Source organism: Thioalkalivibrio halophilus (assembly GCF_001995255.1).
In the GTDB taxonomy this organism is placed as follows: domain Bacteria; phylum Pseudomonadota; class Gammaproteobacteria; order Ectothiorhodospirales; family Ectothiorhodospiraceae; genus Thioalkalivibrio; species Thioalkalivibrio halophilus.
This window is the reverse complement of record NZ_MUZR01000016.1, coordinates 23,806-50,201: the sequence shown is the minus strand read 5'-3', so window position 1 is coordinate 50,201 and position 26,396 is coordinate 23,806. Positions and strand designations below refer to the sequence as shown.

The 26,396-nt window shown below is 68.2% G+C and carries 30 protein-coding genes; 13 read left to right on the top strand and 17 right to left on the bottom strand.

The annotated features are described in order from the left end of the window. Positions 1 to 35 precede the first annotated feature (35 nt). Complete coding sequence (ubiD, locus tag B1A74_RS05840) at positions 36 to 1,499, top strand: 4-hydroxy-3-polyprenylbenzoate decarboxylase (RefSeq protein WP_018947261.1); 1,464 nt, start codon at positions 36 to 38, stop codon at positions 1,497 to 1,499. 109 nt (positions 1,500 to 1,608) lie between these two features. Here the strand turns inward: ubiD and B1A74_RS05835 are convergent, their stop codons facing one another. After that, positions 1,609 to 2,175, bottom strand: a complete 567-nt coding sequence (locus B1A74_RS05835; RefSeq protein ID WP_018947262.1) for a hypothetical protein — start codon at positions 2,173 to 2,175, stop codon at positions 1,609 to 1,611. 181 nt (positions 2,176 to 2,356) lie between these two features. On the opposite strand from B1A74_RS05835, the gene B1A74_RS05830 reads away from it, so the two are divergent. Further along, positions 2,357 to 3,382: a CDP-6-deoxy-delta-3,4-glucoseen reductase gene (locus B1A74_RS05830; protein ID WP_077244054.1), complete on the top strand. Its 1,026-nt coding sequence runs from the start codon at positions 2,357 to 2,359 to the stop codon at positions 3,380 to 3,382. 71 nt (positions 3,383 to 3,453) lie between these two features. Here the strand turns inward: B1A74_RS05830 and B1A74_RS05825 are convergent, their stop codons facing one another. Both B1A74_RS05825 and hemC read right to left on the bottom strand, forming a co-directional pair. Next, positions 3,454 to 4,275, bottom strand: a complete 822-nt coding sequence (locus B1A74_RS05825; RefSeq protein WP_024328636.1) for a uroporphyrinogen-III synthase — start codon at positions 4,273 to 4,275, stop codon at positions 3,454 to 3,456. Positions 4,276 to 4,285: 10 nt separating this feature from the next. Then, on the bottom strand, positions 4,286 to 5,215 hold the full coding sequence (gene hemC / locus B1A74_RS05820; protein ID WP_077244053.1) for a hydroxymethylbilane synthase: 930 nt from the start codon (positions 5,213 to 5,215) through the stop codon (positions 4,286 to 4,288). Positions 5,216 to 5,305: 90 nt separating this feature from the next. On the opposite strand from hemC, the gene B1A74_RS05815 reads away from it, so the two are divergent. Then, a complete protein-coding gene (locus tag B1A74_RS05815) occupies positions 5,306 to 5,776 on the top strand; it encodes a thioredoxin family protein (RefSeq protein ID WP_018947266.1) in 471 nt (156 codons plus the stop codon). Between the two features lie 51 nt (positions 5,777 to 5,827). Here the strand turns inward: B1A74_RS05815 and B1A74_RS05810 are convergent, their stop codons facing one another. Together B1A74_RS05810 and B1A74_RS05805 are read right to left on the bottom strand one after the other, a co-directional pair. Continuing rightward, positions 5,828 to 6,544 carry a LytR/AlgR family response regulator transcription factor gene (locus B1A74_RS05810; RefSeq protein WP_077244052.1) on the bottom strand — a complete coding sequence of 239 codons (717 nt, stop codon included), beginning with the start codon at positions 6,542 to 6,544 and terminating at the stop codon, positions 5,828 to 5,830. After that, positions 6,532 to 7,626 (bottom strand): sensor histidine kinase, encoded by a 1,095-nt coding sequence (locus B1A74_RS05805; protein WP_077244051.1) that lies wholly within the window; start codon positions 7,624 to 7,626, stop codon positions 6,532 to 6,534. Before B1A74_RS05805 ends, B1A74_RS05810 begins: the two co-directional genes overlap by 13 nt. 57 nt (positions 7,627 to 7,683) lie before the next feature. Here B1A74_RS05805 and argH point away from each other — a divergent pair, with 57 nt between their 5' ends. Then, positions 7,684 to 9,117, top strand: coding sequence for an argininosuccinate lyase (argH, locus tag B1A74_RS05800; protein ID WP_077244050.1), 1,434 nt, complete (start codon positions 7,684 to 7,686; stop codon positions 9,115 to 9,117). Here the strand turns inward: argH and B1A74_RS05795 are convergent. Continuing rightward, positions 9,102 to 9,626 carry a hypothetical protein gene (locus B1A74_RS05795; protein WP_018947270.1) on the bottom strand — a complete coding sequence of 175 codons (525 nt, stop codon included), beginning with the start codon at positions 9,624 to 9,626 and terminating at the stop codon, positions 9,102 to 9,104. The genes argH and B1A74_RS05795 overlap by 16 nt on opposite strands. Positions 9,627 to 9,744: 118 nt before the next feature. Here B1A74_RS05795 and B1A74_RS05790 point away from each other — a divergent pair, with 118 nt between their 5' ends. Beyond that, a complete protein-coding gene (locus B1A74_RS05790; RefSeq protein ID WP_077244061.1) occupies positions 9,745 to 11,268 on the top strand; it encodes a protein adenylyltransferase SelO in 1,524 nt (507 codons plus the stop codon). A 19-nt stretch (positions 11,269 to 11,287) separates the two neighbouring features. Here the strand turns inward: B1A74_RS05790 and gpmI are convergent, their stop codons facing one another. The 11 genes from gpmI to soxY form a co-directional block, all read right to left on the bottom strand. Further along, a complete protein-coding gene (gene gpmI, locus B1A74_RS05785) occupies positions 11,288 to 12,838 on the bottom strand; it encodes a 2,3-bisphosphoglycerate-independent phosphoglycerate mutase (RefSeq protein WP_077244049.1) in 1,551 nt (516 codons plus the stop codon). Between the two features lie 100 nt (positions 12,839 to 12,938). After that, a complete protein-coding gene (tatC, locus tag B1A74_RS05780) occupies positions 12,939 to 14,066 on the bottom strand; it encodes a twin-arginine translocase subunit TatC (RefSeq protein ID WP_077244048.1) in 1,128 nt (375 codons plus the stop codon). Next, positions 14,063 to 14,842 carry a Sec-independent protein translocase protein TatB gene (gene tatB, locus B1A74_RS05775; protein ID WP_077244047.1) on the bottom strand — a complete coding sequence of 260 codons (780 nt, stop codon included), beginning with the start codon at positions 14,840 to 14,842 and terminating at the stop codon, positions 14,063 to 14,065. Before tatB ends, tatC begins: the two co-directional genes overlap by 4 nt. 44 nt (positions 14,843 to 14,886) lie before the next feature. After that, on the bottom strand, positions 14,887 to 15,195 hold the full coding sequence (tatA, locus tag B1A74_RS05770; RefSeq protein WP_018947275.1) for a twin-arginine translocase TatA/TatE family subunit: 309 nt from the start codon (positions 15,193 to 15,195) through the stop codon (positions 14,887 to 14,889). 69 nt (positions 15,196 to 15,264) lie between these two features. Beyond that, positions 15,265 to 15,627: a phosphoribosyl-ATP diphosphatase gene (locus B1A74_RS05765; protein ID WP_018947276.1), complete on the bottom strand. Its 363-nt coding sequence runs from the start codon at positions 15,625 to 15,627 to the stop codon at positions 15,265 to 15,267. Then, positions 15,624 to 16,412: an imidazole glycerol phosphate synthase subunit HisF gene (gene hisF, locus B1A74_RS05760; RefSeq protein ID WP_018947277.1), complete on the bottom strand. Its 789-nt coding sequence runs from the start codon at positions 16,410 to 16,412 to the stop codon at positions 15,624 to 15,626. Before hisF ends, B1A74_RS05765 begins: the two co-directional genes overlap by 4 nt. A 1-nt stretch (position 16,413) precedes the next feature. After that, complete coding sequence (gene hisA, locus B1A74_RS05755) at positions 16,414 to 17,151, bottom strand: 1-(5-phosphoribosyl)-5-[(5-phosphoribosylamino)methylideneamino]imidazole-4-carboxamide isomerase (protein WP_018868865.1); 738 nt, start codon at positions 17,149 to 17,151, stop codon at positions 16,414 to 16,416. Between the two features lie 15 nt (positions 17,152 to 17,166). After that, positions 17,167 to 17,832, bottom strand: a complete 666-nt coding sequence (hisH, locus tag B1A74_RS05750) for an imidazole glycerol phosphate synthase subunit HisH (protein ID WP_077244046.1) — start codon at positions 17,830 to 17,832, stop codon at positions 17,167 to 17,169. A gap of 24 nt (positions 17,833 to 17,856) precedes the next feature. Further along, on the bottom strand, positions 17,857 to 18,450 hold the full coding sequence (gene hisB / locus B1A74_RS05745; RefSeq protein ID WP_019022570.1) for an imidazoleglycerol-phosphate dehydratase HisB: 594 nt from the start codon (positions 18,448 to 18,450) through the stop codon (positions 17,857 to 17,859). A 184-nt stretch (positions 18,451 to 18,634) separates the two neighbouring features. Then, positions 18,635 to 18,937, bottom strand: a complete 303-nt coding sequence (soxZ, locus tag B1A74_RS05740) for a thiosulfate oxidation carrier complex protein SoxZ (protein ID WP_077244045.1) — start codon at positions 18,935 to 18,937, stop codon at positions 18,635 to 18,637. Positions 18,938 to 18,983: 46 nt separating this feature from the next. Beyond that, on the bottom strand, positions 18,984 to 19,457 hold the full coding sequence (gene soxY / locus B1A74_RS05735) for a thiosulfate oxidation carrier protein SoxY (protein ID WP_077244044.1): 474 nt from the start codon (positions 19,455 to 19,457) through the stop codon (positions 18,984 to 18,986). 314 nt (positions 19,458 to 19,771) lie between these two features. Here soxY and lptM point away from each other — a divergent pair, with 314 nt between their 5' ends. The 8 genes from lptM to hslU are packed head-to-tail and all read left to right on the top strand — an operon-like array spanning position 19,772 to position 26,348. Next, entirely contained in the window at positions 19,772 to 19,903 is a 132-nt protein-coding gene (gene lptM / locus B1A74_RS05730) for an LPS translocon maturation chaperone LptM (protein WP_019641480.1), read from the top strand. Further along, positions 19,904 to 21,193: a diaminopimelate decarboxylase gene (gene lysA / locus B1A74_RS05725; RefSeq protein ID WP_077244043.1), complete on the top strand. Its 1,290-nt coding sequence runs from the start codon at positions 19,904 to 19,906 to the stop codon at positions 21,191 to 21,193. After that, on the top strand, positions 21,190 to 21,867 hold the full coding sequence (locus tag B1A74_RS05720) for a class I SAM-dependent methyltransferase (protein ID WP_077244042.1): 678 nt from the start codon (positions 21,190 to 21,192) through the stop codon (positions 21,865 to 21,867). The genes lysA and B1A74_RS05720 overlap by 4 nt, the downstream gene beginning before the upstream one ends. Continuing rightward, positions 21,864 to 22,703, top strand: a complete 840-nt coding sequence (gene dapF / locus B1A74_RS05715) for a diaminopimelate epimerase (protein WP_077244041.1) — start codon at positions 21,864 to 21,866, stop codon at positions 22,701 to 22,703. The genes B1A74_RS05720 and dapF overlap by 4 nt, the downstream gene beginning before the upstream one ends. Then, positions 22,700 to 23,407, top strand: coding sequence for a DUF484 family protein (locus B1A74_RS05710; RefSeq protein WP_077244040.1), 708 nt, complete (start codon positions 22,700 to 22,702; stop codon positions 23,405 to 23,407). The genes dapF and B1A74_RS05710 overlap by 4 nt, the downstream gene beginning before the upstream one ends. After that, positions 23,382 to 24,359, top strand: a complete 978-nt coding sequence (locus B1A74_RS05705; RefSeq protein WP_024328617.1) for a tyrosine recombinase XerC — start codon at positions 23,382 to 23,384, stop codon at positions 24,357 to 24,359. Before B1A74_RS05710 ends, B1A74_RS05705 begins: the two co-directional genes overlap by 26 nt. Before the next feature lie 59 nt (positions 24,360 to 24,418). Further along, a complete protein-coding gene (hslV, locus tag B1A74_RS05700; RefSeq protein WP_024328616.1) occupies positions 24,419 to 24,961 on the top strand; it encodes an ATP-dependent protease subunit HslV in 543 nt (180 codons plus the stop codon). A 55-nt stretch (positions 24,962 to 25,016) separates the two neighbouring features. Next, the gene (gene hslU / locus B1A74_RS05695; protein WP_018947287.1) at positions 25,017 to 26,348 is read left to right on the top strand and encodes an ATP-dependent protease ATPase subunit HslU; all 1,332 of its coding nucleotides are present in this window, start codon (positions 25,017 to 25,019) and stop codon (positions 26,346 to 26,348) included. The last annotated feature ends 48 nt before the right edge of the window (positions 26,349 to 26,396 follow it).

Sequence of the window (26,396 nt, the reverse complement as noted above, 5' to 3'; positions counted from 1 at the left end):
CGCCACCGGTACCACCACCCGTCACGGGAGGACCCATGCAGTACAAGGATCTGCGCGATTTCATCGACGGCCTGGAACAGCGGGGAGAGCTCCGCCGCATCCAGCGCGAGGTCAGCCCCGATCTGGAGATGACCGAGATCAGCGACCGCGTACTGCGTGCCGGCGGTCCCGCCCTGCTGTTCGAGAACCCGACCGGTTCCGACATCCCGGTGCTGGCCAATCTGTTCGGCACGCCGGAACGGGTGGCCCTCGGCATGGGCGAGGATTCGGTGGAGGCGTTGCGCGAGGTCGGCCGCCTGCTGGCCTTTCTCAAGCAGCCCGATCCGCCCAAGGGTCTGAAGGCGGCCTGGGAGCAGCTCCCGGTGTTCCGCAAGGTCCTCGACATGGCGCCGAAGAAGGTGCGCAGTCCGGACTGCCAGCGACACGTGCTCGAGGGTGATGACGTCGACCTGAACCAACTGCCGGTGCAGACCTGCTGGCCGGGCGATGCCGGGCCCCTGATCACCTGGGGCCTGGTCGTGACCCGCGGCCCGGAGAAGACCCGACAGAACCTGGGCATCTATCGCCAGCAGGTCATCGGACGCAACCGCGTGATCATGCGCTGGCTGTCACACCGGGGTGGCGCTCTGGATTATCAGGAATGGTGCCGGGCTCACCCGGGCGAGCCGTTCCCGGTGGCCGTGACCCTGGGTGCAGATCCGGCGACGATCCTGGGGGCGGTCACCCCGGTACCGGATACCCTGTCGGAGTATGCCTTCGCCGGCCTGCTGCGCGGGCGCCGGACCGAACTGGCCACCTGTATCGGCTCCGATCTGCAGGTGCCCGCCTCCGCGGAATTCGTCCTCGAGGGCCATATCCATCCAGGCGATAACGCGCCGGAAGGACCCTTCGGCGATCACACCGGATACTACAACGAGGTCGACGAATTCCCGGTCTTCACCGTCGACCGGATTACCCACCGCGACCAGCCGATCTATCACTCGACCTACACCGGCCGCCCGCCCGACGAGCCGGCCATTCTCGGGGTCGCGCTCAACGAGGTCTTCGTCCCGATCCTGCAGAAGCAGTTCCCGGAGATCGTGGATTTCTACCTTCCTCCCGAAGGCTGTTCCTACCGCCTCGCGGTGGTCTCCATGCGCAAGCAGTACCCCGGCCATGCCAAGCGGGTGATGATGGGGGTCTGGAGTTTCCTGCGGCAGTTCATGTACACCAAGTTCGTCATCGTGGTCGACGAAGACGTGAACACCCGCGACTGGAAGGACGTGATCTGGGCGATCACCACCCGCATGGATCCGGTGCGCGATACCACGCTGGTCGAGAATACACCTATAGATTATCTGGATTTTGCCTCGCCGGTATCCGGTCTGGGATCCAAGATGGGGATGGATGCGACATCCAAATGGCCCGGCGAGACCGACCGCGAATGGGGCCGACCCATCAGCATGGATCCGGCCGTGAAGGAACGGGTGGACGCCATCTGGGACGAACTGGGGCTCTGAACCCGCGACCCGGCTGTCGGGCTGCCCCCCCCCGGGGCTCCAGCCGATCCCCTCCGCAGGAAAGGGAGCGGGACCGGGGACATCCGGGCCCGCTCCGTTGGTCGGGGGCTCAGTTGCCCAGATGGGCGCCGTCTTCCGGCACCCGCGACCATGCGGCGATATCCGAGCCCATCGCGCGGATCGTGCGTCCCATCACCGAACAGGTACCCTTGAATCCGCCGAAGGCGCCGCCACCGGAGATGCGACGAGAGGTGAAGTCCGCGACGGCTTCACCGTCCTCGTACAGTGTCCCTTCGGCTTCGCTGAAGGCACGGTGCCCGGACCAGGCATTCCCGTCGTTGCGCGCCTGGGTGATTTCCACCATCAGGACCTGGCCGCCGTCCGCCGGGCTCGCGTCACCGCGCTCCTCGAAGCGAATGTCATGCCGTGCACCGAACTCCTGCACGAACTCCGGAAAGCGTTCTTCCAGCTCGCATTCATTGCGGATGGCCTGCGTCACCACCGCATCATCGCTGTAGGCGAAGCGCTCGGGCATCACGATGGTGACCGCCGGATCACTGACCGCCGGCGCCGCCTGCGCCTCCCCGCCCGAATCCCGGGTCTCGTTCGCGGCACAGCCACCCAGTGCCAGGACGCCCGCTGCGGCCAGCACGCTCAGGTATTGCTTCTTTTGCATGGCTTTCTCCCCTTTGCCCATTGTGGTCTCGCGAAGTCTGCCCCAGAACCCACCCTTCATGCACCCCCCGAATCGGGGGGGCGCGGCGAATCCGGGCGGTCGTTCCGGAATCCTTGCGGTTGCTTGCGTTCCCCGGTTCTCTGACCACAATGAACGCCTTTCCTGCATGGAGCATTCCCCAATGGCCTTTGACGTCACCATCCAGCCCAGCGGCCACCAGTTCGAAGTCGAGGACGACGAGACCGTCCTCGAGGCCGGCCTGCGTCAGGGATACGCGTTCCCTTACGGGTGCCGCAACGGTGCCTGTGGTTCCTGCAAGGGTCGGGTGCTGTCGGGCGAGGTGGATCATGGTCCCAAACTGCCACCGGGCATTACCGAGGCCGAGCTGGCCGACGGCCTGGCGCTGTTCTGCCAGGCGGTCCCGGTGGATGATCTGGAGATCGAGGTGCGCGAGATCGGCGCCGCCCGTGATATCGAGGTCAAGACGCTGCCGTGCCGCGTGGCGGCCCTCAACCGCCTGGCCGATGACGTGATGGAACTGCGTATCCAGCTCCCCGCGCGGGAACGCCTGCAGTTCCTCGCCGGGCAGTACCTCGACGTGTTGCTGAAGGGGGGTGAACGCCGCAGCTATTCCCTGGCCAACGCTCCGCACGACGACGAACAGCTGATCCTGCACGTGAAATACGTCGAGGGCGGACGCTTCTCGGCCCATGTGTTCGAAGAGATGCAGCCCAGGGCCCTGCTGCGTATCGAGGGCCCGCTGGGGCAGTTCTTCGTGGACGAGGAATCGCCGCGCCCGCGCCTGTTCGTGGGCGGGGGGACCGGTTTCGGTCCGCTGAAGGGGATGCTGGACCACCTCGCGAACGAGGGCCTGGACCGGCGGCACCACCTGTTCTGGGGCGCGCGCGACGCGGCGGGAATCTATGCTCCCGAGTGGCTGCAGGCCATGGCGGCTGCGGAACCGGAGCACTTCCGTTTTACCCCGGTGCTGTCCGATCATCCGCAGGACGAGGCGGCGGGCTTCGCCGCGCGGGCGGGACTGCCCCACGAGGCGGTGCTGGCCGAATATCCGGATCTGTCCGGCTTCGATGTCTACATGGCGGGGCCGCCACCCATGGTGCATGCGGCCCGCGAGGCTTTCCGTGCGGCGGGTCTCCCCCCCGAGCAGCTCTACTACGACAGCTTCGAGCCGGCGGGCGGATCCTGACCGGGGCACGTGCCCCGGTTCGCCTGCGAGCAGGCTCCTGCCGGTTTCGTGGGAGCGGGACAGACCCTGTCTCAGCCGTCGCTGCCGTCCAGGCGCGCCGCGAGACGGCGTGCGGCCGCCAGCATGGACGCGTCGGTGGGATCTTCGGCCGTCTCCACCGCGGCCTTGAAGCCGAGCTCCTGCGCGATTTCGGCGATGCGCTCGCTGCCGACCACCAGCGGGGTCTTGCGCAGCCACATGCGTCCCAGCTTGCCGACCATCTCGTAGAGATTGCGCAGGCCCTCGCCCGAGGTAATGGTGATGATGTCGATCTGCCCGCGCGAGAACGCATACATCAGATCCCCGGTGTCCCCCTCCGGGCGGCCGCGCCGGTAGGCCTCGGCGAAGGTCACCGTGGCGCCGCGTTCGCGCAGAGTATCTCCCAGCAGCTCGCGCCCGCCGTCCCCGCGGAAGATCACCACCCGCTTGCCGCCCACCTCCTGCATCGCCGGCTCCGCCAGCAGCGCCTCGCTGTCAAAGCGGCGGGGCGGGGCGATGTCGGGCGCGTGGCCGAAACTGCGCAATTCCTGGGCCGTCCGGTTGCCGATTGCGGCGATGGCGGTCCCGGCGGGCCACTCACGATCCGCCAGCGCCAGGTTCATCACGCGCTGAACGGCGTTGGGGCTGATGAACACCGCAATATCGAACTGATCCAGCTCGTCCAGCACCGCGCGCAGATTGGTGGGATCGCTGGGTGCGAGGATCTCCAGCACCGGGAAGCGGATCACCCGGGCCCCTTCACTCTCCAGCGCCTCACAGAACGGTTCCGCCTGAGCGGCGGGCCGGGTCACCAGAATGCCCCGGTCGGCGAGGGTCGGGGCCCGGCTCTGGGCGGCGGTTTCGGCATCGGCCATGATGCGGTCCTCAGTGATCGTTCATTGCGGCGCGCAGAAGTTCCCCGGCGCCCAGTTCCAGCAGCTCGTCCGCCAGGCGGATGCCCAGTGCCTCGGCCTCGGCACGTGGCCCGCGTACCTCGCGCTGCAGCAGCTGGCTGCCATCGACCGCGCCCACCAGCCCGCGCAGCCACAGGCCACCGTCGGCCTCGAGGATCGCATGGGCGGCCAGCGGTACCTGACAACCCCCCTCGAGCCGGCGGTTGAACGCGCGTTCCGCGCGTACCCGATCGCTGGTATCCGGATCATTCAGGCTGGCGATCCGTGCTTCCACCTCGTTGTCCCCGTCGCGGCATTCGATCGCGATGGCCCCCTGACCGACGGCGGGCAGGCTGACCTCGGGTTCCAGGCAGTTGCGAATGCGCGCATCGAAGCCGAGGCGCTTGAGTCCCGCCGCGGCCAGCAGGATCGCGTCGTATTCGCCGGCATCCAGCTTGCCCAGCCGCGTGTTCACGTTGCCGCGCAGGTCATGGACCTCCAGATCGGGCCGGCGGGCGCGCAGCTGACACTGGCGACGCAGGCTGGAGGAACCCACCCGCGCGCCCTGCGGAAGCTCGTCCACGTGTCCGTAGTGATTCGACACGAACGCATCCAGCGGATCCTCGCGATCGAGGATGACGGGCAGGGCCAGGCCTTCCGGAAGCTCCATCGGGACATCCTTGACCGAATGCACCGCAATATCCGCGCGATCTTCCAGCAGCGCGTTCTCCAGCTCCTTCACGAACAGGCCCTTGCCGCCGATTTTCGCCAAAGGCGAGTCGAGCACGCGGTCGCCCTGAGTGGTCATGCCCACCAGTTCGACCGACCGGTCCGGATGTGCCGCGCGCAGGCGCTCGGCGACGTGTTCGGCCTGCCACATGGCCAGCGGACTCTTGCGGGTGGCGATGCGTAGCGGTTTCATGCAGTGTCCCGTTCGGGGAACCCGGTGGTTTGTCCCGGGTCCATAAAAACGACGTAGTATAACGGCTCGCAACCCGCAGCCGAAAAACCGATGGACAAGTTCATGATGATACGCAACCCGATTCTCGCGGCCTTCGGCCTGGCCGCGGCCATGCTGTTTGCCGGTCCGGCTCAGGCGGAGCTGGAACGGGTGACCGACCTGCAGGCGCTCAAGGACAACGGCGAGCGCAAGCCCACCGTGGTGATGTTCACCGCCGAGAATTGCCCCTACTGCGAGCTCGCGAAGGAGGCCCATCTGGGCCCGATGAGCCGTGACGAGGCCCATTCCGACGTCAATATCCTCATGGTGGAGATGAACGGCGAAGAAGTCCGTGATTTCGATGGCGATACCATGCGTGGCTCCGAGCTGGGGAACCGGTACGGGGCCCGCGTGACCCCCACCCTGGTGGCGTTCGATGCCGAGGGCAATCCGGTCGGGCGCCCGCTGGTGGGCATTCCCAACGAGGAGCTCTACCGCAGTCAGGTGCGCATGCGCATCAACGCCGCACGCGAGGGCAGCTGACCCGAGCCACGTCCCGCCGGACCGGACCCGCCCGGATCAGACCCGCTCGAATCAGACCCGGGTGTGCCGCCGCAGGAACTCGCGCACCCGGGCCAGCTGCCGCCGGCTGACCGGTACCGGTTCGTGCCCGTCACGAAACCGCAGACGATGGTCCCCGGCGTTGCGGGTCTCCAGGCCCGCCACGTTCCGGGCCACCGCCAGGGCCCCGCGGTGCACGCGCAGCACCTCGTCCCCCAGCGCCCGCTCCAGATCCTGCAGCCGAGCCTCGACGAAGCCCTCGAGTTCCCGCCCGCGTGCGACTACGCAGCCATCCTCGGTGACGAAACAGTCGATCGCATCCAGGTGCACCGACTCTTCGCGGCGGCCGATGCGCAGGCGTATGGCTGGCGGCTCGTCCGGCTGCCCGGATCCATCCATTGAGTGCCGGGCCCGTTCCAGTGCCTGCTCCAGTCGCTCCCGGCGTACGGGCTTGAGCACGTAGTCGCGAACCCCCGCTTCGAAGGCCTGCAGGCCGAAATCCTCGTGTGCGGTGACCAGGATCACGACCACTTCGGGGTGGCTCCGCGCGAGTTCGCCCGCCAGTTCGATGCCCCGCTCGCCGGGCATCTCGATGTCCAGCAGCAACACCCGGGGCCGGTGGGTCTCCAGGGCCGTGCGGACCTGGCCGGCGTCCGCGGCTTCCGCCACCACCCGGTGGCCCAGCTCGGTCACCAGGTCGCGCAGCCGCTCGCGCGCGACCGGTTCGTCATCCGCGATCAGCAGTTCCATGGATCAGTGTTTCCCTCCCCTCTCTCCGAATCCGGTCGATCCGGCAGCGTGCGCGGTATCTGCAGCCGGACGACGAATTCGTCTCCGTCACGTTGCGCGTGAAGCGATGCCCGATCCCCAAAGGCGTGGCGCAGGCGCAGCCGGACCGCGTCGCTGGCGGTTCCGGTACCGGCCGGGGCGGCCACCTCCGGCAGGCTGTTGCGGATCTCGACGCTAAGCGTATCCCGTTCCCGGTGGATCCGGATTCCGAGATGGCCCCGCCCGCGGGCCGGTGCGATGCCGTGCTGGATCGCGTTCTCCACCAGCGGCAGCAGAACCAGTGACGGCATTTCCTGTTCCAGCGACGGGTCCTCGGGCCACTCCCGATCAATCCGGAAGCGATCGCCCAGGCGCGTCTGCTCCACCCGCAGATAGCCCTCGACCAGTTCCAGCTCCTCGCGCAGGGTATGGTGGTCGGCGCCGTTGAACGCGGCGCGAAACAGATCGGCAAGATCCAGGGTGACCTCTTCCGCGCGCGCGGGATCCGTCCGGCACAGCCCGGCGATGGTGTTCATGCTGTTGTAGAGGAAATGCGGCCGAAGCCGTGCCCGCATGGCCTGCTCGCGGGCTCGCGCCACGGCCCGGGTCTCGCGTTCCCAGGCGGTCTGCAGGTAGAGGTAATGCATCGCGACCAGGCTCAGGATCACCGCGATGCCCAGCACCGGCAGACGCAGCTCGGGATCCGCCAGCTGCACCGACTCGGCGGCGTGCTGCACCAGCGCGGTATTGACGATGGGGACCAGCGGCGGCAGCACGATCTGCAGGGTCAGCGGGCCACGCCGCAGCAGGCGCTGCAGCAGACACAGGATCAGCAGACTGGTGAGTGCGACCCAGAAGATGAACAGTGCATACAGTGCCAGGGTCCCCAGCCAGTCCCCGGTGCCGGGTCGCAGCAGGGTAATCGCCAGGGCCAGAAGTACCGCCAGCATGAGCACGCGCAGCAGGGTCTCCGCGCCACAGAAATCCGGTAGCGGCGAGACGCGGTCCGCGCGGCCCTCGTCAACCCGCTCGTTCCCGCTGGACGACCCCGGTTCCGGGCGCATGGCAGTCGCTCTCCCTGTATACTTCCCTGTCGTTCAAAACCCCGTTCAGAGTGCACCATGACGCAGGATTCCCCGCAGGACAAGCCGGCCTCCGAAGCCAAGCTCTGGGGTGGCCGCTTCTCCGAGCCCACCGATGCCTTCGTGGAGCGATTTACCGCCTCGGTGGACTTCGACCGCCGCCTCTACCGCGAGGACATCCGGGGCTCGCAGGCCCACGCGCACATGCTGGCCAGGGTGGGGGTCCTGAGCGAGGACGAGGCGCGCCGGATCGTCGACGGGCTGGACGTCATCCGCGACGAGATCGCCGCCGGGGAGTTCGACTGGCAGGTGGGCCGCGAGGATGTCCACATGAACATCGAGGCGCGCCTGATCGAGCGCATCGGCGATGTCGGCAAGAAGCTGCACACCGGCCGCTCGCGCAACGACCAGATCGCCACCGACATCCGCCTGTGGCTGCGCGCCGCGATCGACGAGATCATCGAACTGATTCGTTCCTACCAGAGCGGCCTGGTGGATCTGGCCGAGCGCGAGGCCGACACCATCATGCCCGGGTTCACCCATCTGCAGACGGCCCAGCCGGTGACCTTCGGCCACCACATGCTGGCGTGGTACGAGATGCTCGAGCGCGATGCCGAACGGCTGCGCGACTGCCGGCGCCGGGTGAACGTCCTGCCGCTGGGCGCCGCTGCCCTGGCGGGTACCCCGTACCCCCTGGACCGGGAATACGTGGCGGAACAGCTCGGATTCGACGGGGTCACGCGCAACTCGCTGGATGCGGTGTCGGATCGCGATTTCGCGATCGAATTCACCGCGGCGGCCTCGACCCTGATGATGCATCTGTCGCGTCAGGCCGAGGAGCTGGTGCTGTGGACCAGCGCCCAGTTCGACTTCATCGAGCTGCCGGATCGTTACTGCACCGGATCCTCCATCATGCCGCAGAAGAAGAACCCCGACGTGCCCGAGCTGGTGCGCGGGAAGACCGGCCGGGTGTATGGCCATCTGACCAGCCTCCTGACCCTGATGAAGAGCCAGCCGCTGGCCTACAACAAGGACAACCAGGAGGACAAGGAACCGTTGTTCGATACCGTGGACACCCTGCTGGGCTCCCTGCGGGCGTTCGCCGACATGGTCCCCAACCTGGCCGTGCGTCGTGCGAACACCCTGGCGGCCACTACCCGCGGTTTTGCCACCGCCACCGATCTCGCCGACTACCTGGTGGAGCGGGGCGTGGCCTTCCGCGACGCCCACGAGGTGGTGGGCCGTGCGGTGCGCCTGGCGCAGGAGCGGGGTGTGGACCTGGCACAGCTGTCACTGGGGGAACTGCAGCAGCTGAGTGCCGCGGTGGGCGAGGATGTCCACGGGGTGCTGACCGCCGAGGGCTCGGTGGCCGCCCGCCGGGTGACCGGCGGGACGGCGCCGGAACAGGTCCGGCGCCAGGTCGCGGCTGCGCGCGCGCGTCTGGCCGCAGCCGGGGATCAGTCCTCGACGTAGCCGTCGACCACGTCCCACATCACGTTGCCGTGGATGACCTCGTATTCCAGTAGCAGCTGGCCGAAGCGGTCGCCGCTCTCGAAATGGGCGAGCACCCAGCGCGCGTTGAGTACGTAGATCCCGTCTTCGCGGAACTCGGCGGTGTCACCGTCGCGCAGGACCTCGGGAACCAGTTGCGGATTCTCGACCAGATCCTCGGACAGCCGGCGCTCCGGGTTGGTCATCCCCAGACGCTGCAGCTGCTGGATGTCGGCGTTGCGCAGGCCGATCTCCACCGGGCGCGGCACCTCCTCGCGGGTGTATTCGGCCAGCTGCATCTGGGCCTCCAGCAGCTCGCGGTTGGCCTCGGTGACGTCGTGCTCCAGGCCTTCGGCGCGCGCGATGTAGATCGCCAGGATGATGACGAAGAACGCCATCAGCCCCAGCCACATCAGGCGTTCACGGGTACGCAGGCGACCCGGATCCTCGTTGTCGGTCTCGGGGTTGCGGTTTTCATCATCCTGGGACACGGCGGTTCTCCTCGGTTGCGGGCGGGCGGTAGTCCCGGGCCGAGTGGGCCCATGGGACGTACCCTCGACATGTGGCGCATGATAACCCGCAATGTTCCCGCTGCCGAGGTGCCGCCTCATGTCCGCCGCCGAGCCGAACCGCGAACGTCCTCCGGAGACACCGCCGTCGGGCGCCGGGCTGGAATGGATCAACCGTTTCGCCGCGCTGCCGGACGCCTTCCATCACCGCCCGGAGCCGGCCCCGTTCCCCGGGGCCCGGCTGCTCGCCAGCAGTCCGGCGATGCGCGAGCGTCTGGGTCTGACGCCCGAGGATCTCGCCGCGGAACCGTGGCTCGGCATGATTACCCGCGGCGAGCCGGTGGCGGGCACGCCGCAGGTCGCCAGCGTGTATGCGGGTCACCAGTTCGGGGTCTACGTGCCGCAGCTGGGCGACGGCCGGGCCAAGTTGCTGGGCGAGGTGCGCACGCCCGCCGGCGAGCACTGGGAACTGCAGAGCAAGGGCTCCGGTCCGACCGCGTTCTCGCGTCATGCCGACGGACGCGCGGTGCTGCGCTCGTCGATCCGCGAATACCTGGTTTCCGAGCACATGGCGGCGCTGGGTATCCCCACCACGCGCGCGGTGGCCCTCTACGGGTCCTCGCTGCGGGTGTTCCGTGAGCGCATCGAGAGTGGCGCGGTGGTACTGCGCGCGGCGCCCAGCTTCCTGCGTTTCGGGCATTTCGAATACTTCCACTATGCCGGTTATCCGGAGCGGCTGCGCCAGCTGATCGACTACGCGCTGGACCATGACTTCCCCGAGCACCGCGAGGCCGAGGACCCGGTGCGCGCGATGCTGGAGACCGTGACCGCCCGCACCGCCGAGCTGATGGCCGACTGGCAGGCAGTGGGCTTCAGCCACGGGGTCATGAACACCGACAACATGAGCCTGACCGGGCTCACCATCGACTACGGCCCGTTTGCGTTCATGGACGCCTACGACCCCGATTACATCTGCAACCACACCGACCAGGGGGGCCGTTACGCCTTCGGCCGTCAGCCGGGCGTGGCTCAGTGGAACCTGATCCGTCTGGCGGAGACCCTGGTGGGGCAGTTCCGTGCCCCCGACATCGACACCGCGGTGGAGCAGGCGAAGCCCGTCCTCGAGGCGTACCAGGAGCAGTTCCGCGCGGCCTGGTTGCGGCGCATGCGCGCCAAGCTGGGCCTGCAGCTCGGACGTGACGAGGACGAGGCCCTGATCCAGGATCTGCTCGCCCGGATGGCGGCCGAAGGCGTCGACTACACCCGTTTCTTCCGTCAGTTGCCGGCGCTGGAAGACGGGGACGCGCGTCAGGGATTCCTCGAGGAGCTGGAAGACCCGCGTGCCTGGGCGGCCTGGGAGGATCGCTGGCGTGCCCGTCTGGGCCACGAGACGCGACCGACCGCGGAGCGCCATGCGGCGATGCGGGCGGTCAACCCGAAATATATCCTGCGCAACCACCTGGCGCAGGCTGCCATCGAACGCGCCGAGGAGGGTGACCTGTCGGAGGTCGAGCGACTGCAGCGCGTGCTGAGCCGGCCATTCGACGAACAGCCGGAGGACGAGGACCTCGCCGGGCTGCCGCCGGCCTGGGCCAGCGGCATCCAGCTCAGCTGCTCGTCCTGAGGGGAGGCGCTGCCCGGCTTCAGGCCGAGTCGGGGACCTCTTCCAGCAGCAGGCTGCGTCCGCCCATCGCACTCGGCTTGGGCACGCCCATCAGTTCGAGCACCGTGGGGGCGACGTCGGCGAGTCCGCCGCCGGTACGCAGGCGCCAGCGCTGGCTGTCGAGGATCATGCACATCACCGGGTAAATGGTGTGCTGGGTGTGCGGTGCCCCGGTGACCGGGTCGACGTATTCGTCGCAGTTGCCGTGGTCGGCGGTGACGATCACCGAGTACTCCTGGGCCTCGGCCGCATCCAGCACCCGCCCGACCTCGCGGTCGAGGGTGTGAACGGCTTCGATCAGGGCCTCGCGACGGGCGGTATGGCCCACCATGTCGCCGTTGGCGAAATTCACCAGGATGAAGCCGTAACGCCCGCTTTCCATCGCCTTGATGGTCTCGTCGGCCACCTCGCGCGCGCTCATCTCCGGCTGCTCGTCATAGGTGTCCACCGCGGGCGAGGGCACCATCACCCGCTTCTCGCCCGCATAGGGTTCCTCCTTGCCGCCGTTGAAGAAGAAGGTCACGTGGGCGTACTTCTCGGTCTCCGCGCAGTGGAACTGCGGGATCCCGGCGGAGGCGATGGTGGAACCCAGGGTGGTGGACGGGCGTTCCGGGGGAAACGCGATCGGCGACAGAAAGCGCGGGTCGTATTCGGTCAGGCAGGTCTCGGAGACCGGGTGGAAATCCCCGCGATCGAACCCGTCGAAGTCATCCATGCCGAGAGCGGCGGTCAGCTGGCGCGGCCGGTCGTTGCGGAAGTTGAACAGCACGCATTCCACTTCGGTGCCCATCGGCGCCCCGCCATTGATGATGCGGGGCTTGATGAATTCGTCATCCTCGCCCGCGGCCCAGGCACCCTCGATCGCCTCGCGCGCGCTGCCAACCGGCTCGCCCTCGGCATAGGCCATCGCGCGGAAGGCCTTCTCCGTGCGGTTCCAGCGCTTGTCACGGTCCATGGCGTAGTAGCGGCCGCAGACCGTGGCGATAAATCCGCCGGCCTGTTTCAGCTCCTGTTCCAGGACCTCGAGATAGTTCAGCGCCGAGCGAGGCGCGGTATCACGGCCGTCGGTGATCATGTGCACGATCGGCCGGGCGCCTTCCTGGCGGCAGATGCCGATCAGGGCCACCAGGTGCCGGATATGCGAATGCACGCCGCCGTCGGACACCAGTCCGATCAGGTGCAGGGGCTGGTCCTTGGAGGCCGCGGCCCGCGCCGCGCTCACCAGGGCATCGTTCTCGAAGAAACTCCCATCGGCGATGGCATCGTCGATGCGCACGAGATCCTGATTGACCACCGTCCCCGCTCCCAGCGTCAGGTGGCCGACCTCCGAGTTGCCCATCTGCCCGTCGGGCAGGCCAACCGCGCGTCCGCAGGCATCCAGGGTGGTGTGCGTGCGGGTCGACAGATAACGGTCGAGGTTGGGGGTGTCCGCCTCGGCGTAGGCGTTGTTGAGCTTGCTGGGGTTCACGCCCACCCCATCCATGACGATGAGGAGGACGGGGCGGCGAGGGGTGGTGCGTGGATCAGCCATCGCGGTCTCGGTACCTGGGTGCGTGGGTGGGACGAATCATCAGTGAAGGCTGAATTTTACCAGCTCCGCACGCGGTTTGGAGGTCCGCGACCGTCGCGAATCAGCGGGGATCGCGCTCGGGGCGGCCCCCGGATTCGTCCGGCGTGTCGTCCGCCGCATCGTCCGGCCCATCTGTGCGGTTGCCCGCGGATGCGGTTCCGCGTCGGGCGTCTTCGGCCTCGATGCGATCGAGTTCGGCATCCATTTCCGCCTCGGAAAGCGGGGTGTAGCCGGTGCGGGCCGCGGGGGACGGACGCGTCTCGCCCGCGGTGTCGGCCGGCGCCCTGCCTGCGGGTTCAGGCCCGGCGGTGCCGGTGCCGGATCGCGGTGCGGGGCCGGAATCCGGTCCGCTCTGCGGCCCCGCGCCCGGGCCGCCCCCCGGTCCGCCCTCGGGGTCATCGGGCCCGTCCGGGTCGTCATCGGCCGTGGTCTCCCGTTCGGCCTTGCGCCGTTCCATGATGCGCGCAAGGATCAGACCGACCTCGAACAGCAGCCACATCGGCAGGGCCAGCAGGGTCTGCGAAATAATGTCCGGCGGGGTCAGGACCATGCCCACCAGGAACACCCCGACGATCACGTACGGGCGCTTGGCGGCCAGCTTCTCGGTGGTAGTGGCCCCCATGGTCACCAGGAGGATGGTCGCCACCGGCATCTCGAAGGCGATGCCGAAGGCGATGAACAGCAGGATGACGAAATCCAGGTAGCGCGAGATGTCCGTCATCACGTCCACGCCTTCGGGCGCGGCCGCGGTGAAGAACGCGAAGATCAGCGGAAAGACCACGAAATAGGCGAACGCCATCCCGAGGTAGAACAGGATCGTCGATGACGCGACCAGCGGCCCGGCCAGGCTCTTCTCGTGCCGATAAAGCCCCGGCGCGATGAACGCCCACAGCTGATAGAGCAGGTACGGGATGCTGATCGCCACCGCCAGCAGCAGGGTGAGCTTGAACGGGATCAGAAACGGCGCGGCCACCTCGATCGCGATCATGCTGGTGCCTTCCGGCAGATGCGCCATCAGCGGATCGGCCAGGAAGGTATAGAGCTGGTTGGCGAACGGGAACAGGATCAGGAACACCACCAGCACGGCGATGAACATCCGCAGGACCCGGTCGCGCAGCTCGATCAGGTGGGAGAGCAGGGTCTCGGTGGCCTCTTCCGTGGGTTCGACCCCCGGGCTGGTCTTGCTCATGGGCGTTCGTCAGGCGTGCGGGGTGAGTGGTCGGTGTCGGTTTCCTGCGGCCCGTCGCCGCCCTGTTCTTCCGGAGATTCCGGCGCCTGCTGGTTGCGGCGCTGCGGCCGGCGGCCGGCGGTGCGCCGCCGGGGCGTTTCTTCCCGAGCGTCTTCCCGCGTGCTGCGCTGTTCGCGTTCGGCCGCCAGAGCGGGATCTTCGGTGGCCAGGTCCGGGCCCATGTCGTGGCTGACGGGTACGCGTTCGAGGTCGCCGCCGTCCGCGTCCCAGGCCGGTCCCTCCGGCGCGGGTCCCGCCTCGGCGTCCTGCGTGCCGGCATCTTCCACCGAATCGGTGCGGGAGGTGTCGGTTTCGCGACCGGCCGGTTCCGGAGGGGTGCGACGTTCGCGAACCGCGGGACGCGCCGGCTTCGCCGGTTGCGTGTCCCTGTCGGCCGCCTCGCTGGCATCCGCATCCGCCGGGGTGTCGTCGGTGTCGCGCAGCTCGCGGTTGATCTCGCGTTCGGTCTGCTCCAGATCCTCGCGCAGGCTGGTCTCGGTATCCTCGACCATGTGCTTGAGCTCGCGGATCTCGCGGTCCTGGCTCTTGACCATCTCGCGCAGCTCCTCGGTCTGGAATTCCCGCTCCACGTCCGAGCGCACGCTCTGGACGAAACGTCGGGTCTTGCCGACGAACCGGCCGATCTCGCGCGCAAGGCCGGGCAGGCGCTCCGGTCCCACGACCAGGAGAGCCACCACGACGATGATCAGGATTTCCCAGAAGCCGATGTCGAACATGGTTTAGCGCCGCTGCCGGCCGGTCGTTGCGGACCGGAACCGGATCAGGCGTTCTTGTCCGACGAGTCGTTGTCGCCGGACTTCTCGCTGCGCTTTTTCACCTCGGCGTCGACCACGCGACCTTCGTCGTCCTCGCTCTGGTTCTCGACGCCCGGCTTTTCGCCTTCCGCGCCTTCCTCGCCTTCTTCCTTCTTCTGGTTCTCGCCGTCGGGGTCCTTGACCGCCTGCCGGAAGTTCTTCAGCGCGGAGCCGACGTCACCGCCCATGTTGCGCAGTTTCTTCGTGCCGAACAGCAGGACCACGATCAGAAGGATGATCAGGAGCTGCCAGATGCTGATACCACCAATACCCATGGAGTGTCTCCGAAATAAGTTCCTTGCCGGACAGCCTGACCGGGGAGGGTTCCCGAATCAACAGGCTGCCTATTTGTCCGAACGCTGTCCTGCGACTTCGCGGCCGGCCTTTTCCTCCACGCCGGACAGGCCGAAACGCCGGGCCAGTTCGTCGAGGACGTCGTCGGGGTGCCGGTCGCGCGCCCGCAGGACAATGAGGGTATGAAACCACAGGTCGGCCATTTCCGACACCAGCGCATCGGCGTCGTCGTCCTTGGCCGCCAGCACCGCCTCGGTGGCTTCTTCGCCCACCTTCTTGAGCATGGCATCCAGGCCGCGTGCCTGCAGCTTCGCGACGTAGGAGCGTTCGGGGTCCGCGGAGCGTCGCTCGTCGATGACCTCGGCCAGCGCCGCCAGCAGGTGCTCGCGCGGGGTTGCGGAGGGATCGTTCACGCCGTCACCTCCTGCAGAGGACGCACGGGCACCCCCGCGGCTTCCATCGCGGCCTTGGCCTCGCCGACCGTGTGCTCGCCGAAGTGGAAGATGCTGGCCGCCAGCACGGCATCCGCGTGCCCGGTGGTCACGCCCTCGACCAGGTGTTCCAGGCTGCCCACGCCGCCCGAGGCGATCACCGGGATGTTCACCGCGTCGCTCACCGCACGCGTCAGTTCCAGGTCGAAGCCGCTGCGGGTGCCGTCGCGGTCCATGCTGGTCAGCAGGATCTCCCCGGCACCCAGTTCGGCCATGTATTGCGCCCATTCGATCGCATCCAGGCCGGTCTCGCGGCGCCCGCCGTGGGTGAAGATCTCCCAGCGTGGGGGTTCGCCCTCGGCGCTGGTGCGGCGCGCGTCGATGGCCACCACGATGCACTGCGAGCCGACCCAGTCGGCGGCTTCGCGTACCAGTTCGGGCCGGTGAACCGCCGCAGTGTTGATGGACACCTTGTCCGCCCCGGCGTTCAGCAGACGGCGGATGTCGTCCACCGCGCGCACGCCGCCGCCCACGGTCAGCGGGATGAAGACCTGCGAGGCGACTTCTTCGACCACGTGCAGGATGGTGCTGCGGTCGTCGGAGGAGGCGGTGATGTCGAGGAACGTCAGCTCGTCGGCCCCCTGGGCGTCGTAGCGCCGGGCGATCTCCACCGGGTCACCGGCGTCGCGGATGCCGACGAAGTTCACGCCCTTGACCACGCGGCCGGCGTCCACGTCCAGGCAGGGGATGATGCGGCGTGCCAGCATCTCAGGTGTCCTCGCCCCGGGCGGCTGCGCGCGCCTGCTCCAGGGTGAAGGCGTCCTCGTACAGGGCGCGGCCGACGATCACGCCGTCGATGCCGGCGTCGGCCCCGCGGGCGAGGCTGCGGATGTCGTCCAGCGAGCTGACGCCGCCGGAGGCGATCACCGGTACGCGAACGTTCTCCGCGAGCTTCGCGGTGGCCTCCACGTTGGGGCCTTCCATCATCCCGTCGCGCGCGATGTCGGTATAGATGATCGCGGCGACGCCGTCGGACTCGAAGTGCTGGGCGAGGTCGATCACGTCGTGACGCGAGAGCTTGGACCAGCCGTCCACCGCGATCTTGCCGTCGCGGGCATCCAGGCCGACGATGATGTGACCCGGGAATTCCAGGCACAGGTCGTTGACGAAATGCGGCGCGCTGACCGCCCGTGTGCCGATGATCACGTACTGCACGCCGGCATCGAGGTAGGCCTGCACGGTGTCATCGTCGCGGATGCCGCCGCCGATCTGGATGGTCAGGTCGGGGAAGGCCTCGACGATCGCGTGGATCGCCTCGGCGTTGCGCGGGCGGCCGGCGAACGCGCCGTCAAGGTCCACGATGTGCAGGCGTTCGGCCCCGGCCTCGACCCAGCGTCGGGCCATTTCCACTGGCTCTTCGCCGAATACCGTCGAATCCTCCATGCGCCCCTGGCGCAGGCGCACGCACTTGCCTTCCTTCAGGTCGATCGCGGGAATGACCAGCATCTTCTCCGCCTCCAGTTACGGCGTTTGCGGGGCGTCCGGGGCGTCGCCGTCCCAGCGCAGAAAGTTGTTCAGCAGGCGCAACCCGCAGGCCGCGCTCTTTTCCGGGTGACACTGCATGGTGAACAGCGAGCCGCGGGCGAGGGCCGAGGCGAAGGTTTCGCCATAATCCGTGTGCGCAGCCACGCTGGCCGCGTCGCGCGGCTGCACCCGGAAGCTGTGCACGAAATAGAACCACGGCGTCTCCGGCAGGCCGTGCCACAGCGGGTGCTCGCCGGTGGGCTGCACGCGGTTCCAGCCCATGTGTGGCACCTTGAGGCGACGCCCCTGCGCATCGCTGCGTTCCGGAAAGCGGGCGACCCCGCCGGGGATCACCCCCAGCAGGTCGACGCCACCGCTTTCGTCCGAGTGCTCCATCAGGATCTGCTGCCCCAGGCACAGCCCGAGGAACGGGCGTGAACCGGCCAGTTCCGGCAGCAGGCGGTTGAGACCGCGCCGGGCGAGGGCCTGCATCGCGTCGCCGGCCGCCCCCTGGCCGGGAAACACCAGCCGGTCGGCCTCGCGCAGAATCTCCGGGTCGTCGGTACGCAGGATGCGCTGGCCGGGTGCGGCCTCGTGCGTCAGGGCACGCTCCACCGAGTGGAGGTTGCCCATGCCGTAGTCGATGACGGCGACGGTTTCCATGTGGCTTCCCTGTTGCGGCGGGCCTTACAGGCTGCCCTTGGTGGAGGGCGTGATGCCGGCGCCGCGGGGGTCTTCCTCCGCGGCCTCGCGCAGCGCGCGGCCGAAGGCCTTGAAGATGGTCTCCGCTACGTGATGGGCATTGTCCCCGCGCAGGCAGTCCACGTGCAGGGTGATCCACGCATGGTTCACCAGGCCCTGGAAGAATTCGTGGAACAGGTCGACATCGAACTGGCCGATGTGCGAACGGCGGAAATCGGCGTGCATCTCCAGGCCCGGGCGGCCGGAGAAGTCGATCACCACCCGTGACAGGGCCTCGTCCAGCGGAACATAGGCATGGCCATAGCGGCGGATGCCCTTCTTGTCGCCGATCGCCTGCGCCAGTGCCTGGCCCAGGGTGATGCCGATGTCTTCCACCGTGTGGTGGTCGTCGATGTGCAGGTCGCCTTCGGCGCGCACGTCCAGATCGACCATCCCGTGACGCGCGATCTGGTCGAGCATGTGGTCGAGGAACGGGATGCCGGTCTCGGTGTGGCACTGGCCGGTGCCGTCGAGGTTCAGTTCGACGGAGATCCGGGTCTCGAGGGTGTCGCGGCGGACGGAGGCGGTACGCTGGTTCATCTTGGCTGGCTTCGACGCAGAAAGCTCCAGTGTAGCAAGGCTGGCGCCCGGCCGGTATGCCGTACTCGCGGCCCGGGACATGCAGCACGACGTCTGTCCGCCCCATCGGCGGGTCGGATACGGATACCCACAAAAAAGGCCGGGGTGAACCCCGGCCTTTCCGTATCCATCAATGGAGATGGATTTACCGGACGGAAACCGACTCGGAATCGGTGTCGCCCTGGTTGTCTTCCCAGCTGATCTCGACGGTATCGCCGGACGAACCTTCGAATTCCAGCTCGAGGAAGGGGTTCTGCGAGATGGTCACGTTCCAGTAGGCGGTGACCATGGTTTCGCCGTTGCGCTTGGCTTCGACGGTCTGAATGAAATGCTCGGGGATGGTTTCGCCGGCATCATCGGTCTGATCCCCGGTATGCATCGGGTGGCTCAGCAGGGTGCGGACGTTGATCATCCCGTCCTGTTCCTGGGCGCGAATACGGATGGACATAGTTCTTTACCTCCAGACTGTTGATCGGATCGGTGAGGGTGCCGGCTTAGCCGCCGCAGCCACCCACCGTCACTTCGACGTTGCGGGACGTCATGTACCAGTTGCCGTCGGCCTTGACGGCGGCGACCACGTCCGAGGTATCACCCAGGCGGATGCGCATCGAAGCCTTCGGCTTGGCGCCGGAGGCGAAGACATAACGGCCGGTGAGGGAGCGCTCGTTGGCCTCGGCGAAGACCGCGATCTCCTCGACGTTGTCCATGTGGGCCTCGACCGAGACCGGGACCACGGCGCCGTTCTCGGCGATTTCCGGGGCGCTCAGGTCGATGTCGTCGGACTGCTGCATGTCGGTGGTACCGGCAACCGCGTTCATCGCCTCGGCCATGCCCTCGGTGCGGAACATGTCGTCGGACCAGGCGGCGAGCAGCTTGCTCGGGGCCAGCAGGCCGGCGCCCACGGCGGCGCCCACGGTACCGGCGGCGAGAGTGCCTTTCAGGAAGACACGACGCTTGGTGCTAATCATGGAGATCTCCTCTCATCTTTTTGGATCAAATCCGGACTTTCCCGGGGCGCAAGCGATCCTTTCGGATGCCGGCGCCTGTGCGTTGTGACGAGGTACCGTTCGGTTCTATTCCCCGTCCCCGGATCAGCCCCCTTTGGTGTCGGGCCCTTTGCTGATCCTGCAACTCCAGAGTCTCAGAATACGGCTGAACGCTTCATGAACGGATCCGTCATCGAGCGGCTCCGGGCCGCAACGCCCCTGATCCGAGTGAAGCCAGCCCCGTATCAATGGCACACTATGCCCTCCCGATGCAATCATTCCCGGATACCGCACCCATGCCCTTCTGCAAGGCCCACCTGCTGCTGCTGATCGTGGTTATCGTTCTCGGAGGCGCGCAGATGCTGGCCAGCTGCGGGCAGAAGGGCGATCTCTACCTCCCCGAGGACGAGCAGGAGGAATCCCGCTAGATGGACTATTTCGATTACCGCGGGGGCACGCTGCATTGCGAGAGCGTTGACCTCCACGCCCTGGCCCGCCGGGTGGGGACCCCGGCCTACGTCTACTCCCGCGCCACCCTGGAGCGCCATTACCGCGCGTTCGCCGAGGCCCTGATCGGGATGCCGCATCAGGTCTGCTTCGCGGTCAAGGCCAACTCCAGCCTGGCGGTCCTGAACGTGCTGGCGCGCATGGGCTCCGGGTTCGACATCGTCTCCGGCGGCGAACTGGAGCGGGTGCTGCGTGCCGGCGGCGATCCCGCGCGGGTGGTGTTCTCCGGGGTCGGCAAGACCGCGGCGGAGATGCAGCGCGCGCTGGACGTGGGCATCCACTGCTTCAACGTGGAGTCGGAGGCCGAGCTGGAACGCCTGGAAGCGGTCGCCGCCGAGCGCGGCGAGGTCGCCCCGGTGTCCCTGCGGGTGAACCCGGACGTCGACGCCGAGACCCATCCCTACATTGCCACCGGGCTGCGCGACAACAAGTTCGGCGTGGCGATCGAGGACGCCCCGGCGCTGTACCGCCGTATCCAGGCATCGGCGCACCTCGACGCGATCGGCGTGGATTTCCACATCGGCTCGCAGTTGACCAGCACCGAGCCGTTCGTCGACGCGCTGGAGCGGGTACTGGGGCTGGTGGACCGGCTTGCTGAGGACGGCATCGAGCTGTCGCACATCGATGTCGGTGGCGGCCTGGGCGTGCGCTACCGCGACGAGACCCCTCCGGAGCCCGACGTCTGGGCGGCGGCCCTGCGCGAGACCCTGGGCCAGCGGCCGCTGAAGGTGCTGCTGGAGCCGGGCCGTGCGATCGCCGCCAACGCCGGGGTGTTTCTGACCCGGGTGGAATACCTCAAGCACTCGGAGCACCGCGATTTCGCGATCGTCGACGGGGCGATGAACGACCTGCTGCGCCCGGCGCTGTACGGCGCGTGGCAGGCGATCGATCCGATCGTGCCGCGCGACGACACCGAGACCCGCAGTTACGACGTGGTCGGACCCGTATGCGAGACCGGGGATTTCCTCGGGCGCGAACGCGATCTCGCGCTGGCCCCCGACGACGTGCTGGCGGTGCGCTCCGCCGGTGCCTACGGTTACGTGATGGCGGGCAATTACAACAGCCGCCCGCGCCCGCCCGAGGTCATGGTGGATGGTGATCATTATCAGATCGTCAACCGCCGCGAGCAGGTCGATCACCTGATGATGCGCGAGAGCATGCTGCCGCGCGATCCCGACGACGAGGATCCGCCCGGGAGGGTCGATCCGTGATCCCGCGGCGGCCCGAGCCCGAGTTGATGCTGGAGCCCGGGCAGGCCCGGGCCTATGCCGAGGCGGATTTCGCGCAGCCCCACGAGGGTTTCGTCGACGCCTTCACCGAGGTGTTCCCGGAGCCGGTGCGCGGCCCCGTGCTGGATCCGGGCTGCGGCCCGGGGGATGTCAGCCTGCGCTTTGCCGCGCGCCATCCCGACTGCGAGGTCGACGGGCTGGACGGGGCTCCCGCGATGCTGGCGGCCGGGGATGCGCTGTGCGCGGGGCATCCGGCCGCCGATCGCGTGCATCTGGCCGAGGGTTGCCTGCCCGATGCGCGGGGCCCGCGCGCGCCCTACGCCACCATCATCTGCAACTCGTTGCTGCATCACCTGCATGATCCGGGAGTGCTGTGGCAGGTGATCCGTCGTGACGGCGCCCCCGGGGCGCGGGTGTTCGTGATGGATCTGCGTCGCCCCGATTCGGAGGCCGAAGTGAAACGCCTGGTGGCGGAGCACGCGGCCGACGCCCCGGAGGTCCTGCGGCGCGACTTCGAGCACTCGCTGCATGCGGCGTTTACCCCCGAGGAGGCCCAGGGCCAGCTGGCCGCCGTCGGTCTCGAAGGCTTCCGCGTGCGGGTGACCAGCGATCGCCACATGGTCATCCACGGGCGGCTGCCGGAGCGCCGGGGATGAGTGCGCTCGCCTTCACCAAGATGCACGGCCTGGGCAACGACTTTGTGGTGTTCGACGGTGTGCGTCAGGCGGTCGCGCTGAGCACGGATCAGCTGCGCCTGCTGGCCGATCGCCATTTCGGCGTGGGCTGCGACCAGATCCTGCTGGTGGAGCCGCCCGCCGATCCCGCGGCTGCGCTGTTTCGCTATCGCATCTTCAACGCCGACGGCGGCGAGGTGGAGCAGTGCGGCAACGGCGCGCGCTGCTTCGCCCGGTTCGTGCGCGAGCAGGGTCTGACCGATGCCCGCGAGATCCCGGTGGAGACCCTGGGCGGTCCGCTGGTGCTGCGGGTGGAGGCGGACGAACAGGTCACCGTCGACATGGGCCGCCCGGTACTGGAGCCGGCGCGCATCCCGTTCGAGGCCGACCTTGAGGCACCGGAGTACCGCCTGGAGGTCGGCGACACGGCCCTGACGATCGGCGCGGTGTCCATGGGCAACCCGCATGCCGTGACCTTTGTGGACGACGTGGCGCACGCACCGGTGGCGACCCTGGGGCCCGCGATCGAGGCGCATCCCCGCTTTCCGCGCCGCGTGAACGCCGGTTTTGCCGCGGTGCGCGATCGCGGGCATCTGGATCTGCGGGTATACGAGCGCGGCGCCGGCGAGACGCTCGCCTGTGGCTCCGGCGCGGCCGCGGCCATGGTCGTGGCCCGCCTTCAGGGACGGGTCGACGCGCGTGTACGGGTTTCGCTGCCGGGCGGGGTCCTTGTGCTAAGCTGGGATGGCAGCGCGGAGTCGCCGGTGCGGCTGACCGGCCCCGCAACCACGGTATTCAACGGCAGGATCGATCTATGAGTACAGACCCCTCCAGTGCCTCCCCGGCGGGGGATGGCGCCGAGCTCTCGGCGGCCGAGGTCGAGGCCTGGCTGCGCGAGCACCCGGATTTCTTCCTGGACCACCAGGCCCTGCTGGACGTGCTGCGCATCCCGCATCCGGCCGGTGGTGCCGAGTCCCTCGTCGAACGCCAGCTCAAGCGCCTGCGCGAACAGAACCGCCAGCTGGAGCAGCGCATGCACGAGCTGGTGGAGCGTGCCCGCGACAACGAACGGGTCGGCCGCCAGCTGCACGATCTGGCCCGCACCCTGATGCGCGCGGAGAATCTGGATGCGGTGCTGGCGCTGACCCAGGACGCCCTGCGCGACGAACTTGGCGCCGAGCGGGTGAGCATCCGTCTGGCGGAGCGCGAGGTGCAGGACCTGCACGCCCTGGATACCGCCCAGCTGGCCGTGCTGGAACCACTGTTCGCCCGCGGCCGGGCGCAGTGTGGCCGGGTGCCCCCGGACATGCTGAAGGTGCTGTTCGACGATGCGGACCACACGGTGGGTTCGGCGATCCTGATGCCGCTTCTGGCCGACGACGAACGCGTGGGCGTGCTGGGTCTGGCCAGCGCCTCGCCGGATCGCTTCCAGCCGGACATGGGGACCTACTTCGTCACCCATATCGGCGAGCTCCTGGCCGAGTCCATCCGCTGCCATGCCGACCGCAAACAGGCCGCCTGAGTCCGAGTCGCAACCCGATCCCGCCATCGAGGCCTATCTCGCCCATCTGCGTGATGTGCGCGGCCTGTCGTTGCACACCGTGGCCGCGTACGGTCGCGATCTGCGCGAACTGCGCCGGGCCTGGGGCGCGCCCTGGACGGAGCTGGATGCCGCCGCGCTGCGCCGCATCGTGGCCGGCCTGGCCCGGGGCGGGCGGCATCCGCGCTCGGTCCGCCGGTTCCTCGCTGCAGTGCGCGGTTTCCTCGATTTTCAGGTGGAGCGCGGCGAGCGCGCCGCCAACCCGGCCGCCGGGCTGCGCGGCCCGAAGACCGACCGTCCGCTGCCCCGCGGGCTGGATGTCGATCAGGCGCAGCAGGCGCTGGATGCCCCACCCGCCACCGCCTCCGCGCCGGACGGGGAAGCGGCCGATCCCGATTCGCCCCTGGCGCGCCGCGACCGCGCGATGCTGGAGCTGCTGTACGGCTCCGGACTGCGGCTGGCGGAACTGACCGGGCTGGATCTGCCGGACGTGGACCGGGACGCCGGCATGGTGCGAGTACTCGGCAAGGGCCGCCGCGAGCGGCGGGTGCCCGCCGGACGCATGGCGCTGGCCGCCCTGCGCGACTGGCTGGCGGTGCGCGGCCAGTGGGCGGATGTCGACGAGCCCGCGCTGTTCGTGACCCGGCGCGGGCAGCGCATCAGCAACCGTTCGGTCCAGCGACGGGTCGCCGAGGCGGGGCGCCGGGGCGGGCTCGACGTGCATCTGCACCCGCATCGCCTGCGCCACGCCTTCGCCAGCCACCTGCTGGAATCCAGCGGCGACCTGCGCGCGGTGCAGGAACTGCTGGGGCATGCCGATCTGTCCACTACCCAGATCTACACCCATCTGGACTATCAGCACCTGGCCGAGGTCTACGATGCCGCCCATCCCCGCGCGCGGCGTCACGATCCGGCCGACGAGACGGGTTCGTAGGCGGCCGCAACCGCGTACAATCCCGCTCCGGATCCGACTACCGATTGCAGGAGACCACCGTGGAGCAGTTTCGTGGCACCACCATCGTCTGTGTGCGCCGCAATGGCGCCGTGACCCTGGGCGGCGACGGCCAGGTATCGCTGGGCAACACCGTGATGAAGGGCAACGCGCGCAAGGTGCGCCGCGTCTACCATGACCGCATCCTCGCCGGTTTCGCCGGCGGCACCGCCGACGCCTTCACCCTGTTCGAGCGCTTCGAGGGCATGCTGGAGAAGCACTCCGGCAACGTCACCCGGGCCGCGGTCGAGCTGGCCAAGGACTGGCGCACCGACCGCGCGCTGCGCAAGCTGGAGGCCCTGCTGGCGGTGTCCGATCGCGAGAACTCGTTCGTGATCTCGGGCAATGGCGACGTGATCGAGCCCGAGAACGCGCTGATCGCGATCGGCTCCGGCGGCCCCTACGCCCAGGCCTCGGCCCAGGCCCTGCTGCAGAACACCGATCTGCCGGCGCGCGATGTGGTGGAGAAGAGCCTCCATACCGCCGCCGACATCTGCGTCTACACCAATCACAACATCACGCTGGAGAGCCTCGACGCCGAGTGACGCCCCGGCGTCGCCCGCAAGGCTCCCCGGCCGCGACCCTTCAGGACCGCAAGCCATGAGCGACATGACCCCCCGCGAGATCGTCCAGGAACTGGATCGCTACATCATTGGCCAGGACGACGCCAAGCGTTCCGTGGCCGTCGCCCTGCGCAACCGCTGGCGCCGGCGCCAGCTGCCCGAGGCCCTGCAGCCCGAGGTCACGCCCAAGAACATCCTGATGATCGGCCCCACCGGCGTCGGCAAGACCGAGATCGCCCGCCGCCTGGCGAAGCTGGCCAAGGCCCCGTTCATCAAGGTCGAGGCGACCAAGTTCACCGAGGTGGGCTATGTCGGGCGCGATGTGGAGTCGATCATTCGTGATCTGGCCGAAAACGCGATCAAGCAGCTGCGCGAGGAAGAGATGCAGCAGCACCGCGGCCAGGCCGAGGACGCCGCCGAGGAGCGCATCCTCGATGCCCTGCTGCCGCGACCGCGCAACGCCGGTTTCACCGAGTCCGGCGACGACGCGGCCAACAACGAGACCCGGCAGAAGCTGCGCAAGCGCCTGCGCGAGGGCAGCCTGGACGAGCGCGAGATCGACATCGAGCTCCAGCAGCAGGGGCAGAACGTCGAACTGATGACACCGCCCGGCATGGAAGAGATGGCCAGCCAGCTGCAGTCGATGTTCCAGAACATGGGCGGCCAGAAGAGCCAGCAGCGGCGGCTCAAGATCGCCGATGCCCGGCGCCTGCTGGTGGACGAGGAAGCCGCGCGCCTGGTCAACGAGGAGGAACTCAAGGTCAAGGCGATCGAGCGGGTCGAGCAGAGCGGCATCGTGTTCCTCGACGAGATCGACAAGGTCGCCAAGGGCAGCGAAAAGAGCGGCTCGGATGTCTCCCGCGAGGGCGTGCAGCGCGACCTGCTGCCGCTGATCGAGGGCACTACCGTGTCGACCAAGCTGGGCATGGTGCGCACCGACCATATCCTGTTCATCGCCTCCGGTGCGTTCCACCTGAGCAAGCCGTCGGACATGGTCCCCGAGCTCCAGGGCCGGCTGCCGATCCGGGTGGAACTGGAACCGCTGTCGGTGGAGGCCTTCGTGCGCATCCTGACCGAGCCCACGGCCTCGCTGACCGAGCAGTACGTGGAGCTGATGAAGACCGAAGGCGTCAGCGTGGAATTCCGCGACGAGGGCGTGCACCGCCTGGCCGAGATCGCCCACGACGTCAACGCGCGCACCGAGAACATCGGTGCCCGGCGGCTGCATACCGTGCTCGAGCGCCTGCTGCAGGACGTCGCCTTCCGCGCCCCCGACATCCCGGAACCGGTCGTGATCGACCGCGCGTTCGTCGACGAACGCCTGAGCGACCTGGCCGAGGACGAGGACCTGTCCCGCTACATCCTGTGACTCCGTGTACAGAAACCGTAGCTGGCGCGCGGGTTCCGGAGATTGTAG

Bases quoted from the DNA above. Each gene is read 5' to 3' on its own strand.
- B1A74_RS05830 (WP_077244054.1), top strand. From the start codon at position 2,357: ATGGCCTTTGACGTCACCATCCAGCCCAGCGGCCACCAGTTCGAAGTC.
- soxY (WP_077244044.1), bottom strand. From the start codon at position 19,457: ATGATTAGCACCAAGCGTCGTGTCTTCCTGAAAGGCACTCTCGCCGCC.
- argH (WP_077244050.1), top strand. From the start codon at position 7,684: ATGACGCAGGATTCCCCGCAGGACAAGCCGGCCTCCGAAGCCAAGCTC.
- hisA (WP_018868865.1), bottom strand. From the start codon at position 17,151: ATGCTGGTCATTCCCGCGATCGACCTGAAGGAAGGCAAGTGCGTGCGC.
- B1A74_RS05815 (WP_018947266.1), top strand. From the start codon at position 5,306: ATGGACAAGTTCATGATGATACGCAACCCGATTCTCGCGGCCTTCGGC.
- B1A74_RS05835 (WP_018947262.1), bottom strand. From the start codon at position 2,175: ATGCAAAAGAAGCAATACCTGAGCGTGCTGGCCGCAGCGGGCGTCCTG.
- hisB (WP_019022570.1), bottom strand. From the start codon at position 18,450: ATGAACCAGCGTACCGCCTCCGTCCGCCGCGACACCCTCGAGACCCGG.
- gpmI (WP_077244049.1), bottom strand. From the start codon at position 12,838: ATGGCTGATCCACGCACCACCCCTCGCCGCCCCGTCCTCCTCATCGTC.
- hemC (WP_077244053.1), bottom strand. From the start codon at position 5,215: ATGAAACCGCTACGCATCGCCACCCGCAAGAGTCCGCTGGCCATGTGG.
- hisH (WP_077244046.1), bottom strand. From the start codon at position 17,832: ATGGAAACCGTCGCCGTCATCGACTACGGCATGGGCAACCTCCACTCG.
- hslU (WP_018947287.1), top strand. From the start codon at position 25,017: ATGAGCGACATGACCCCCCGCGAGATCGTCCAGGAACTGGATCGCTAC.
- hisF (WP_018947277.1), bottom strand. From the start codon at position 16,412: ATGCTGGCACGCCGCATCATCCCCTGCCTGGACGTGGACGCCGGCCGC.
- tatA (WP_018947275.1), bottom strand. From the start codon at position 15,195: ATGGGTATTGGTGGTATCAGCATCTGGCAGCTCCTGATCATCCTTCTG.
- B1A74_RS05825 (WP_024328636.1), bottom strand. From the start codon at position 4,275: ATGGCCGATGCCGAAACCGCCGCCCAGAGCCGGGCCCCGACCCTCGCC.
- dapF (WP_077244041.1), top strand. From the start codon at position 21,864: ATGAGTGCGCTCGCCTTCACCAAGATGCACGGCCTGGGCAACGACTTT.
- lysA (WP_077244043.1), top strand. From the start codon at position 19,904: ATGGACTATTTCGATTACCGCGGGGGCACGCTGCATTGCGAGAGCGTT.
- B1A74_RS05805 (WP_077244051.1), bottom strand. From the start codon at position 7,626: ATGCGCCCGGAACCGGGGTCGTCCAGCGGGAACGAGCGGGTTGACGAG.
- B1A74_RS05710 (WP_077244040.1), top strand. From the start codon at position 22,700: ATGAGTACAGACCCCTCCAGTGCCTCCCCGGCGGGGGATGGCGCCGAG.
- soxZ (WP_077244045.1), bottom strand. From the start codon at position 18,937: ATGTCCATCCGTATTCGCGCCCAGGAACAGGACGGGATGATCAACGTC.
- B1A74_RS05810 (WP_077244052.1), bottom strand. From the start codon at position 6,544: ATGGAACTGCTGATCGCGGATGACGAACCGGTCGCGCGCGAGCGGCTG.
- ubiD (WP_018947261.1), top strand. From the start codon at position 36: ATGCAGTACAAGGATCTGCGCGATTTCATCGACGGCCTGGAACAGCGG.
- tatC (WP_077244048.1), bottom strand. From the start codon at position 14,066: ATGAGCAAGACCAGCCCGGGGGTCGAACCCACGGAAGAGGCCACCGAG.
- B1A74_RS05790 (WP_077244061.1), top strand. From the start codon at position 9,745: ATGTCCGCCGCCGAGCCGAACCGCGAACGTCCTCCGGAGACACCGCCG.
- B1A74_RS05705 (WP_024328617.1), top strand. From the start codon at position 23,382: ATGCCGACCGCAAACAGGCCGCCTGAGTCCGAGTCGCAACCCGATCCC.
- lptM (WP_019641480.1), top strand. From the start codon at position 19,772: ATGCCCTTCTGCAAGGCCCACCTGCTGCTGCTGATCGTGGTTATCGTT.
- tatB (WP_077244047.1), bottom strand. From the start codon at position 14,842: ATGTTCGACATCGGCTTCTGGGAAATCCTGATCATCGTCGTGGTGGCT.